Source organism: uncultured Campylobacter sp. (genome assembly GCF_938045405.1).
GTDB lineage: Bacteria > Campylobacterota > Campylobacteria > Campylobacterales > Campylobacteraceae > Campylobacter_B.
This window is the reverse complement of the sequence record NZ_CALIMW010000166.1, coordinates 1-8,815: the sequence shown is the minus strand read 5'-3', so window position 1 is coordinate 8,815 and position 8,815 is coordinate 1. Positions and strand designations below refer to the sequence as shown.

Sequence of the window (8,815 nt, the reverse complement as noted above, 5' to 3'; positions counted from 1 at the left end):
TATAATCAATCTTCGGGCGTCCCGCCATCTCGTAGGCCTTTTTCATAGCGCGGATCGGACCGTCTAGGCTAGGTGAAGTGATATGATAAGCATCGCCGCTAGCGCCGAATCCTACGAGCTCGCCGTAAATTTTAGCACCGCGCGCTTTTGCGTCTTCTAGCTCTTCTAAAACCAAAGCCGCCGCGCCTTCGCCCATTACAAAGCCATTTCGCTCCGCATCAAACGGACGTGAAGCGTGCGCAGGATCGTCGTTTCTAGCACAAAGTGCCTTCATCGCGGCAAATCCGCCGATACCTACAGGACAAACCGCAGCCTCGGCTCCCACTGCAAGCATCTTTTTCGCTTCGCCGATCATGATAACTCTTGCAGCGTCCATAATCGCATGCGCAGAAGCCGCACAAGCCGTAACGCTGGATAAATTCGGACCTTTTAATTTATAATATATCGAAACAAAGCCGCCGAGCATATTTACTAACGCAGAGGGGATAAAAAACGGAGAAATTCGCCTAGGGCCGCGCTGCAAGCAGGTATTGGCATTTATCTCGATATTCGGTAAACCGCCGATACCGCTAGCCGAGCTAACGCCGAATTCGTCGCTATCGAAACCACTAAATTTAGCGTCATCCATAGCTTCACCCGCGGCTTTAAGCCCGAGTTGGATAAATCTATCCATCTTTTTTATCTCTTTTCCATCCTCGATTACGCTCGAAGGATCGAAACCTTTTACTTCAGCTGCAATTTGAACCGGAAATTCGCTAGCGTCAAAGAGCGAAATTTTATCAACCCCGGTTTTTCCGTTACAGATATTTTCAAAACTGCTCTGTTTGTCAAGCCCGAGAGAGGTTATCATCCCGATGCCCGTTACTACGACTCGTTTCAAAACCGCTTCCTTAAAATTTTATTTCTTAGGCAAATTTTCTATATAATCTACTACGTCTTTAATGCTTACTAATTTTTCGGACTCGCTATCTGGGATCTCAATACCGAATTTCTCCTCTAAAGCCATTACTAGCTCAACTACGTCAAGAGAGTCCGCGCCCAAATCCTCGATAATTTTAGAGTCAAGTTTAACCTGATCCGGGCTAACGCTTAGTTGCTCTACAACTACGTCTCTTACATCTTCAAATACTGCCATTTTAGCACTCCTTTAAAAAAATACCGCGTAATTCTATAATATTTAACCTTAAATTCCGCTATTTAACGCTACATATAGAGCCCGCCGTTGATTTTAAGCGACTCTCCGGTAATGTAGCCCGCGCCGTCGCTAAGCAAAAACGCAACTCCTTCGGCGACGTCGCTCGTGCTTCCGAGACGCTTAAGCGGGATGCTCGCTTCGTAGCTTGCTTTTACGTCGTCGCTTAGCGCATCCGTCATATCCGTAGCGATGAAGCCCGGAGTTATGCAGTTGAAGCGGATGCCGCGCGCTGCGCCCTCTTTTGCAAAGCTCTTGCTCATCGCGATCATTCCGCCCTTGCTCGCGCTGTAATTGACCTGCCCGGCGTTGCCCATTTCGCCGACGATCGAGGCGATATTTACGACCGCGCCGAATCGCTTTTTGCTCATTAATTTTAGAGCTTCGCGGCAGCCGATGAAGGCGCTGCTTAAATTTGCTTCGATCACGCCCATGAAGTCTTCCAGCTTCATCCTAAGCGCGAGCTTGTCGTTCGTGACGCCCGCGTTATTTACGAGATAGCTTAGCTCGCCGTCGCTTTGCGCGATCAGGGCAATCGCCTCGCTAAATTCCGCCTCGTTCGTCGCGTCAAATTTTATCACGGCGCCCTCTCCACCGTTTGCGCGGATCTCCTCTAGCAGCGCATCGGCAGGCTCAGGGCTTGAGCGATAATTGATCCACACCTTAAGCCCGTAGCCTGCCAAAGTCCTTGCGATCTGCGCGCCGATACCGCGGCTCGCGCCGGTAATTAAAACGTTTTTTCCACTAAATTTCATACTTGTCCTTTTGTTAAAATTTTAATATCTAGCGTAAATTTATCCAAATTTACCTAAATCTTAGCCGTTTAAATCTGCTCGCAGCCCACGCTGTCGAAATTTCAAAATAGCGCTTCGTCCATCTCCGCGGGCTTCGGTAGCCCCATTAACTTTAGCACGGTCGCTGCGACGTTGCTAAGCCCAAGTCCACTTTTTAGCTCGCGAACGCCCTCGCCCGCGACGAAACAAAATACGTCAAAGGTCGTGTGGTTGGTTAAAATTTCGCCGTCCGCGTCTCGCATCGCCTCGCAGTTGCCGTGGTCGCTGATCTGGACGTAGGCGTAATCATGCGCCTTCGCCGCGTTTAAAATTTTACCGATGCACTCATCCACCGCTTCGACCGCCTTTACCGCGGCGTCATAGTTGCCCGTGTGGCCGACCATATCGCCGTTTGCGAAATTTACGACGATGAAATCGATCCCCGCTTCGATGCCGCGGATCACCGCGTCGCATACCGCAGGTGCGCTCATCTGCGGCTGCTCGTCGTAGGTTTTTACTTTCGGGCTTGGGATCAGCACGCGAGTTTCGTTCGGAAGCGGCTCTTCGACGCCGCCGTTAAAGAAAAACGTCACGTGCGCGTATTTTTCGGTCTCGGCGGTGTGAAGCTGCGTAAGACCGGCTTCCGCGATCACTTCGCAAAGCGTGTTTTTAAGCACGGGCTTCTCAAAAAGCAGAGGAAATTTAAAGCTCGCGTCGTATTCGCTCATCGTGATTAAATTTTGCACGACGAATTTTCGCTCAAATTCGCCGAAACTCTCATCGCCCAAAGCCGCACAAAGCTCCCTGGCGCGATCGTTTCTAAAATTTATAAAAATCACTCCGTCATCCGCGCCGATACCGCTAAAGCCGCTAAAGCTCGCGGGCTCGATAAACTCGTCGCTCACGCCGTGCTCGTAGCTTTGCAGCACATACTCGCTAGGCGAAATTTCAAGCGGCGCCGCTTCGCCCATAAGCACGTCGTAAGCGCGCTTTACGCGATCAAAGCGCTTGTCGCGATCCATCGCGTAAAAGCGCCCGCACACGCTAGCAACTTTAAATTTAGTCTCTAGATGCTTTAAAAATTCCGCTCCGCTGCTCGGCGAAACGTCGCGCCCGTCGGTGATAGCGTGCGCCCACGTCTCGCAACCCGCATTCTGCGCTATCTCGCAGATCGCGTCGAAATGGCGTAGATGCGAATGCACGCCGCCGTCGCTGTAAAGCCCTATGACGTGCAGCCTGCGGCACTTTGAAAGCAGGCTTTGTAGCGCTTCGTTTTTCTCAAGCGAGCCCTCATCGATCGCGCGATCGATTTTGACTAGGTTTTGATATAAAATTCTACCGCTTCCGATCGTCATGTGCCCTACTTCACTATTTCCCATCTGCCCCTGCGGCAAGCCCACAGCAAGCCCGGAAGTACGCAGCAGCGTATTGGGCACATTTTTAAAAAGATAATCATAGGCGGGCTTTAACGCGTTTGCAAACGCGTTAAATTTATCGCTCGCGTTAAAGCCGATGCCGTCGGTGATAAGTAAAATCGTCTTTTGCCCCATTTTGGCTCCTAAATTTCGTCTAAATTCCGCCGCGCAGGTCTTTTGAAGCGGATCTGCGGCGCTGTTTTTACGAGCGGCATTATACTTTCTTTTGGCAAATGCGGCAAAATTTCATCTGCCCTAAAAGCTAAATTTTACCTCTTTTATACTAAAATGCGCGTTTTCGTATAAAATTTCATAAAATTTAAAAGGCAAACTTTGTTTTATTATCTTTATCATCTTACAAATATAAATTTTTTCCAATACATCACCGCTCGCGCAGGCCTTGCGTTTTTTATCGCTTTTTGTTTTTCGGTCTGGGCTATGCCGCGGTTTATCCGCTGGGCGCAAGCCAGACACGCCGCGCAGCCCATCTACGAGCTCGCGCCGCAAAACCATCAGAAAAAGAGCAAAACCCCGACGATGGGAGGGCTCGTTTTCGTTACCGCCGCAGTACTCGCAAGCCTGCTGTGCGCCAAGCTAAACAACGTCTTCGTGCTCTGCGGGCTGCTTTGTTTGGTGGGCTTTGGATACATAGGCTTTAAGGATGATATCTCTAAAATTTTAGGCCGCCAAAACCACGCAGGCCTTAGCGCGCGGGCTAAATTTTCACTGCAAAATTTCTTGGCCTTTTTGATCGGGGCGACGCTTTATGCTTTTAGCGATCTGGGCGGGGAATTTTTCGTGCCGTTTTTTAAGTACCCTCTGCTAAATTTATGGATCTTCGCGCCGCTGTTTTGGACGATCGTGATAAGCGCTAGCTCAAACGCGGTAAATTTAACCGACGGATTAGATGGGCTAGCGACCATTCCGTCGGTGTTTTCGCTATGCAGCTTGGGCGTATTTGCCTATCTGTGCGGGCACGCGATCTACTCGCAATATCTCTTGCTACCGCGCGTCGCGGGCGCGGGCGAGGTCTGCATCATCGTCTCGGCGCTCATCGGCGCGCTGCTTGGGTTTTTGTGGTTCAACTGCTATCCCGCCGAAGTATTTATGGGCGATAGCGGCAGCCTCAGCGTAGGCGCATTTTTAGGATACTGCGCGGTCATCACGAAAAACGAAATTTTACTCATAATGATCGGCTTCGTCTTCGTCATCGAAACGCTCAGCGTGATCTTGCAGGTGGGCAGCTTTAAAATTTTCAAACGCAGAATTTTCCTAATGGCGCCGATACATCACCATTTCGAGCTTAAAGGCTGGATCGAAAATAAAATCATCATCCGATTTTGGATCATCGCGCTGATCGCAAATATCATAGCGCTGACGTCGCTGAAACTGAGATAAAATGCGAGCGCAGCTTGAACCTGATTTCGAAACGGCGCGCGGAATATACGACGAAACGGGCGAGCTTAGCGCCGATGAGATAACTCAAATTTTACGGGGCGAAGGGGGAGAAAAATGAAAAAATCGCTATTCGGCTACGGGCTTACGACCAGAGCGATCGCCGAGCACTATCAAAAAGACGGCCGCTGGGAGATCTACGACGATAAATTTGAAATTTCTTCGGGCGCGCCGAAGCTGGACGAGTTCGGCAATGCGCTTTTAAACCCAAGCGAGTTCGATCCCGCCGCAAGCGAGCTTGAAATCCCAAGCCCGGGCTTTCCACCGCATCACGAGCTGGTGCGAAAGGCACGGAATTTAATCAGCGAATACGATTATTTTGACGATTACAAAGGCCTCAAAATTTGGATCAGCGGCACGAACGGCAAGACGACGACTACGAAGATGATGCAGCACTTGCTAGAGCGATACGGCTCGCAAATGGGCGGCAACGTGGGCGTTCCGCTTGCAAAGCTTGATAAAAGCGCCAAAATTTGGGTGCTAGAGACGAGCTCATTTACGCTGCACTACACCAAGCATGCGCGCCCCGACATCTACGTGCTGCTTGCGATCACGCCCGATCATCTCAGCTGGCACGGCGATTTCGCGGAGTATGAGCGCGCCAAACTCTCGCCCCTGCTAGCGATGCGCGAAGGCTCCGTGGCGCTAATTCCGCGCGCCTACGAAAGCTCCGCCGCCGCGCAAAATAGCCTAGCCCGCGTGATCTGCTACGAAGACGAAGCGGATCTAGCGCAAAAATTCGGCATCGATTTAGGCGAGATAAAATTCCGCACTCCGTTTTTGATAGACGCGCTTTTGGCGCTGTGCGTGGAGAAAATTTTATTCGACAGATGCGACGTCGCGCGACTGAACGACTTCGTGATCGAAGGCAATAAGCTAGAGGAGCTTACCGACGCGCGCGGCAGGGTCTGGGTCAATGACACGAAGGCCACCAATATCGATGCGTGTGCACAAGCCCTTAAACGATATGCCGGGCGCAAAATACATCTGATCCTCGGCGGTGACGACAAAGGCGTGGATCTGCACCCGCTTTTTGCAGAGTTTAAAAAATACGATCTGCAAATTTACGCAATCGGCTCAAACACCGATAAAATCGTGCGTTTGTGCGACGAATACAAACTTCCTTGCGTGCGCTGCGAAATTTTACAAACGGCGGTGAGCGAAATTTCGAAGCAGTACCGAGGCGCGGATTTTGAAAAAAGCGACGCAGACGAATTGAAAGTACAAAATTTAAGCGCGAATGGCGGATACAACGGCGGCAAGGCGAAAAAAAATGCAAAGATCGGCGAAAATACGCTGCAAAAAGGCGACCACTCATCTGTCGCAAGCGACAACGCCTCTTCGCCGAAACGCCGCACAAACGACGGTGAAACTCGGAATTCGCAGAATTCTAAAAATTTCGAAAATTTTAAAAATTCCATACATTCTGCGAGTGAAATAGCGCTGTTAAGCCCTGCATGTGCCAGTTTGGATCAATTTAAAAGCTACGCCGAACGCGGCGAGCTATTTAAAAAACAAGTCGCACAACTTGGATAAACAGACCTATCGGGGCTAGTCGGATCGGGCTAGGCTTTTAAAATACAATTTGCAATCGCATTTTAAAATTTCAACGCTTCTGCTGCGCGGATATCTAAATAAATTCAACCCCGAAGTAAACATCCCCATGTCACACTATTAGCTCGAGCACAATGTTTATAAAGATGCTTCGTCAAGTCCAAATTAAAGCCAATTTTCGATGCTAAATTTAATCAATCGCTCCCAGCTGTCCGTTATACGCGTAAATTTAAAATGATATAGCGATCCTTTGGCGTAAATTTATCTACTTTGCACAGTTTAAAACCAAGCATATAATTTGCAGAATCGGCTAAATAGTAAAATTTTATATCCCTTTGCTTTTTAGATTGATAGCCCGTTTTGATTATTGCAAATTGCTGCATAAGCAATATTTTTCACTACTGAAATTTAAAAAATTTTAGCTGAGTAATTTGGCTGTTTTCGAGCGCAACGTGCAAAAATCTAGCGAAAATCAAGGATTTTAACCGAGATTTAAGTATTGCATGGCTAAAATTACTTTTCTTTTTCGGTGGTTGGATAGCTCAGTCGGTAGAGCAGCAGACTGAAAATCTGCGTGTCGGCAGTTCGATTCTGCCTCTAACCACCACTTAATCTATTTTATCTTTTAATCGCTCTTTTTGTTTCTCTTTGTTGTTATGATGGTGCTTGCCTTAAATTCTGGTTATTTTTATGTTAATTCTGAGTATAATCGTTCTAAAAAATAGTCTTAATTAAGCGTTAAAGGCGAACGCGTAAAACTCATGGAATACAGGCAGAGACTGCAAAGTGAAATTTATGCAGTGCATGCAGCAAACTGCGCAGAATAATAAAATTTGTACTACATTCGTTTGCTCGCGCGAACTTGTTTAAATTTTACCCCCGAAGTAACCTATAAATTTAAAGCCAAATAAATCAAACACGAAATAAGATGAAGGCAAAGCCGAGAAAAAAGTACAAAAGTTAAAATTTCAAAGTCTGCAAAATTTATAATAAAAAAAGAGATAGAAAAAAATAAGAGCTATAAAATTTGTAAATTTACAATAGCAATGATTAGAAAAGAATACAACTATATAAAACTATAAAGTTCATAAAACCTTATAAAAGGAGAAGTCCACCTTACACTCCTCCCCTTATTTTATATATTCTTTCTTATTACTCTCCCTTACCCTTCTTACCCCTCTTACCTTTAGCCTTAGACGATCCCTCTTCTTTAGCTTCGTCTTTCAACTTAGCCGTAGAGCTTTTTACTTTTCCATCCTCATTCATAGCCTTATCCATGCTATCATCCATTTTCTCTTGCAACTTTTTTGATTTAGCGTTTACTTTAGCTTTAGAGGATTTGGCGGTATCTTTGGCTTTTTTACTTGCTTTTTGCTTTACGGATTTTAGATCGCTTATATCGGTATGTCCACTTACGGCAAGATCATCTTTAATAAGCTCAAATCTTTTATCGCCTATGCCTTTAATGTTTTTGATATCCTCGATATCTTTAAATTTATTATCCTTGCGGTAATCTATAATAGCCTGAGCTTTTGCCTCTCCGATACCGGGAAGCGCCATAAGCTCCTCTTTGCTTGCGGTATTTAAATTTACGGCTGCCAACATAAAAGCAGGAAGCGATAGAAATAATGCGGATTTAAACAGGTTTTTCATTGAAAAGTCCTTTTAAGTTGAAATATTTGTATTGCCAAATAAAACGTCTATTAGCATTTAGGGCTTTTGCATACCTATCCCGCGCCAGCGCTAGAAAAGGGGATGCGCCCATATGCTATTACGCCACCTTGCAATACGGTAAGGATTATATTTGCAGCGGGCTTAAAGGGAGATAAAATTTAAGTGGATATATTGAAATTTTATCTGCTCCGATCGTTTTATTAAATAAATACGTTAAATTTTAGCTTGATCTTAAAAAGCAGATAGGCGCTGATAAAGCTAGATATATTAAATTCAACAGCGCTTTTTTGCTCCTCTTTGGAGACCGAAAAGGATAAAGCTAGATATATTAAATTTAATACCGCAAGCATTGAAACGGGACTTGGATTTAAATCATATAAAAGGCTAAGCGGCGGTACTTATGAAATTTAGCCCACCTTGCCACGCACGGAGGCTTTTTAGTGCGAGACTATACGCATATGGTGACGGGATACTGGTGCTGTGAAAGGCGCGGATACTTTACGTGCAAAACTATACGAGCAATCTTCATAAAATTTAGCACATCAATAAGCTTGCTTTTGTAGGACATGCTTTTTACGGGCTTGATTTTTAATAGGGTTTTATCTGCTTATAGAACGTTTCATTATATTAAGTAACAGTGCTTGCCAAGCTTTATTTGGCATATAGTTTAAATCATACGAAAGCCTTATAAGTTGCTGGCGGCTTTATAATTTAGATATAAAAACGCGGTAATGTATTAAAAACGAACGTAT

At 46.1% G+C, this 8,815-nt stretch carries 6 protein-coding genes, 1 tRNA gene and 1 pseudogene; 3 read left to right on the top strand and 5 right to left on the bottom strand.

All coding sequences use genetic code 11. The features are described from left to right. The 4 genes from Q0140_RS06495 to gpmI form a co-directional block, all read right to left on the bottom strand. Positions 1-880 (bottom strand): beta-ketoacyl synthase N-terminal-like domain-containing protein (locus Q0140_RS06495; protein ID WP_297962947.1); only part of this gene is annotated, 880 nt, incomplete at its 3' end. An 18-nt stretch (positions 881-898) separates the two neighbouring features. After that, complete coding sequence (gene acpP, locus Q0140_RS06490) at positions 899-1,135, bottom strand: acyl carrier protein (protein ID WP_005873350.1); 237 nt, start codon at positions 1,133-1,135, stop codon at positions 899-901. Between the two features lie 68 nt (positions 1,136-1,203). Then, positions 1,204-1,947: a 3-oxoacyl-ACP reductase FabG gene (gene fabG / locus Q0140_RS06485; RefSeq protein WP_297962945.1), complete on the bottom strand. Its 744-nt coding sequence runs from the start codon at positions 1,945-1,947 to the stop codon at positions 1,204-1,206. 101 nt (positions 1,948-2,048) lie between these two features. Then, positions 2,049-3,515 carry a 2,3-bisphosphoglycerate-independent phosphoglycerate mutase gene (gene gpmI, locus Q0140_RS06480; RefSeq protein WP_297962943.1) on the bottom strand — a complete coding sequence of 489 codons (1,467 nt, stop codon included), beginning with the start codon at positions 3,513-3,515 and terminating at the stop codon, positions 2,049-2,051. 198 nt (positions 3,516-3,713) lie between these two features. On the opposite strand from gpmI, the gene mraY reads away from it, so the two are divergent. The 3 genes from mraY (at position 3,714) to Q0140_RS06465 (ending at position 6,996) form a co-directional block, all read left to right on the top strand. Beyond that, on the top strand, positions 3,714-4,778 hold the full coding sequence (gene mraY / locus Q0140_RS06475; RefSeq protein WP_297962941.1) for a phospho-N-acetylmuramoyl-pentapeptide-transferase: 1,065 nt from the start codon (positions 3,714-3,716) through the stop codon (positions 4,776-4,778). Positions 4,779-4,892: 114 nt separating this feature from the next. Next, the gene (gene murD, locus Q0140_RS06470; RefSeq protein ID WP_297962939.1) at positions 4,893-6,371 is read left to right on the top strand and encodes a UDP-N-acetylmuramoyl-L-alanine--D-glutamate ligase; all 1,479 of its coding nucleotides are present in this window, start codon (positions 4,893-4,895) and stop codon (positions 6,369-6,371) included. A 549-nt stretch (positions 6,372-6,920) separates the two neighbouring features. Next, positions 6,921-6,996: transfer RNA gene (locus tag Q0140_RS06465), tRNA-Phe, on the top strand. A gap of 806 nt (positions 6,997-7,802) precedes the next feature. On the opposite strand, the pseudogene Q0140_RS06460 reads toward Q0140_RS06465, so the two are convergent. After that, positions 7,803-8,042, bottom strand: a pseudogene (locus Q0140_RS06460) (helix-hairpin-helix domain-containing protein); the annotation flags it as partial. Positions 8,043-8,815 lie beyond the last annotated feature (773 nt).

What these genes read in the sequence shown, in the direction of transcription:
- acpP (WP_005873350.1), bottom strand. Translation starts at nt 1,135, where the DNA reads ATGGCAGTATTTGAAGATGTAAGAGACGTAGTTGTAGAGCAACTAAGC.
- fabG (WP_297962945.1), bottom strand. Translation starts at nt 1,947, where the DNA reads ATGAAATTTAGTGGAAAAAACGTTTTAATTACCGGCGCGAGCCGCGGT.
- gpmI (WP_297962943.1), bottom strand. Translation starts at nt 3,515, where the DNA reads ATGGGGCAAAAGACGATTTTACTTATCACCGACGGCATCGGCTTTAAC.
- murD (WP_297962939.1), top strand. Translation starts at nt 4,893, where the DNA reads ATGAAAAAATCGCTATTCGGCTACGGGCTTACGACCAGAGCGATCGCC.